Raw genomic sequence first — 2,044 nt, forward strand, 5'->3', positions numbered from 1 at the left:
TTAGGAGGACTAATTGATATGAAATGGGGTATCATAGGTCTAAATTTTGACAGATGGGGACAGGAGCATCGGCAGTAATGCTCTAGGGTTGATGAAAAGAGAAAAAACAGAGATTTATAGAATAATTGATGGAGAATAATCGATGAAAACCTATACCTTAGATGATGTTACAGTATTAGTTGATAAATATGAAGGTGATATTGTTAATTTTGCTAGCAAAGATAAGGAGGTTGATGATCTCGTGATTGAAAAGGCGGAGAAAGCTCTCGGTTTACAATTCACATCTTCCTATAAAGTTTTTTTAAAACATTATAAAGGGGGAGACATTGCTGGTTATGAAATTTATAGGCTTTATAAGGAGTGTGGAGAAGATATTCCTTTTGATGACATTGTTTGTCAAAACTTAAATAATAGGAGAGATGGTTTTGCAACACCAGAACAACTTGTCGTGTGTGACGCTGATTTTGGTGAAACCTTTTATTTTGATTATACGCAGTTTCGGGATGGTGAATGCCCACTCTATGTCAGGCTTCCATCTGAAGATTGCGAATATTACGCCAGTAATTTTTATGAATTCCTTTGTAAAAAAATTAAAGAATACGTAAGCGATGAGATACCTGATGGTGATCAACCGATTGAAAAGACTGAGAACACTCCCACTCCGCAACCTATCCCTTTTTACAAGCGTTTTTGGAAAAAACTATGGAAGAGGTGAAATTGATAGGGGAAATATGAAGCGTTTATAATACAGACCTTACAACTGTTTAGGGGGGTGATATTGTTTACCCAAACTTAAATGATAGAAAACAAGGTTTAGCAAAACCAGAACAGCTCGTTATGAGTAGAACAGATTTTGGTGAAACCTTTTACTTTGATTATTCTCAGTTTCGGGATGGTGAATGCCCACTCTATTTTGAGGTAATATCTGGAGATCCCCTTTATTACGCCAGTAATTTTTATGCAAAAGAATGAAGGCTAATCTAGAATAGCTTTGTTTTTTATGAGTTAGGCTCTTCCAAGAATGTTCTCAGCATTGTCTCGTCGATGTTAACGGCGGGCTTAACCAGCCAAGTAACGGAAATGGCTGGTGTTGGACAATCTTTGCCTAAAACGGCTCCTTTTGTCGATCGTATCGCCAGTGAAGCGGAAAAGAACCTGATCAAAGCCGCCATTGGCACGAGCGTTCAAACAGCTCTTGAAGGTGGCTCTCTTGACAAGAACTTTTTTAACAATCTGCGCATCGCCCTGTCTGATACGGTTGGCAAATCATTGGCAGAAGAAATCGGTACTGCCAAGGCAGAAGGCAAAATAGACACGGTCACACAAATCGTTGCCCATGCTGGTCTTGGCTGCTTAAAAGGCGCTGTTGCGAGCGGCGCTTGCTCTGCCGGTGCTGTTGGCGGGGCTGTGGGCGAAGCCACAGCTATGCTCCAGTTTCAATTGTGGGTGCAAGGCATTGTGAAAGAGGAAATGGGGGACCTAAACGGGCGCACCCCAACTGCCGAAGAGCAAGCCCGCATCACTGCCAAGATTGATGCGCAGTTTGCTGACTTTAGAGACCACACCATTGATGTCGCACGGGCTGCTGGGGGCGTTGCTGCTGCCCTTGCCGGTGGCGATGTTGATGCCGGTGCCGATGCCGCAGGCAATGCCGCTGCTAATAACTACCTCAGCAGTGCTCAACAAGCTCAGATGAAGAAAGAATTAAAGGAGTGTCCTGACCTTTTATGTGAAGCAGAAGTGTCTGCGAAGTGGTCTGCGATTAGTACAGGGCAAGGTATAAGCTTTGGGGCTGGTATCGTAGCTGGTGTACCGGCTGAATTATACGATACGGTTGATGGCTTTGTGCAAATAGCCAAACATCCCAAAGAGACTTTGAAAGCGCTCAAGGATTTGTTCACCAGTGGTGAGATTTTGTCGACAATTGGTCGAACCCTTGGACAGTCCTATGTAGATCGCATTAATAAGGTGATCAACCGATTGAAAAGACTGAGAACACTCCCACTCCGCAACCTATCCCTTTTTACAAGCGTTTTTGGAAAAA

At 43.1% G+C, this 2,044-nt stretch carries 1 protein-coding gene and 3 pseudogenes; all 4 read left to right on the forward strand.

Annotated elements, in window-relative coordinates; genetic code table 11:
• Positions 1-142: 142 nt before the first annotated feature.
• Positions 143-715 carry an SMI1/KNR4 family protein gene (locus ACFIJS_RS08830; protein WP_375651240.1) on the forward strand — a complete coding sequence of 191 codons (573 nt, stop codon included), beginning with the start codon at positions 143-145 and terminating at the stop codon, positions 713-715.
• Positions 716-771: 56 nt separating this feature from the next.
• Positions 772-972: pseudogene (locus tag ACFIJS_RS08835) on the forward strand (SMI1/KNR4 family protein); the annotation flags it as partial.
• 27 nt (positions 973-999) lie between these two features.
• Positions 1,000-1,989: pseudogene (locus ACFIJS_RS08840) on the forward strand (DUF637 domain-containing protein); the annotation flags it as partial.
• Positions 1,968-2,044 (forward strand): annotated as a pseudogene (locus tag ACFIJS_RS09375) (SMI1/KNR4 family protein); the annotation flags it as partial. The pseudogenes ACFIJS_RS08840 and ACFIJS_RS09375, both read left to right, overlap by 22 nt.

The organism is Bartonella sp. OT172YNZD, from assembly GCF_042193725.1.
Taxonomy (GTDB): Bacteria; Pseudomonadota; Alphaproteobacteria; order Rhizobiales; family Rhizobiaceae; genus Bartonella; species Bartonella grahamii_A.

Coding starts and splice junctions, on each gene's coding strand:
- ACFIJS_RS08830 (WP_375651240.1), top strand. CDS start 143: ATGAAAACCTATACCTTAGATGATGTTACAGTATTAGTTGATAAATAT.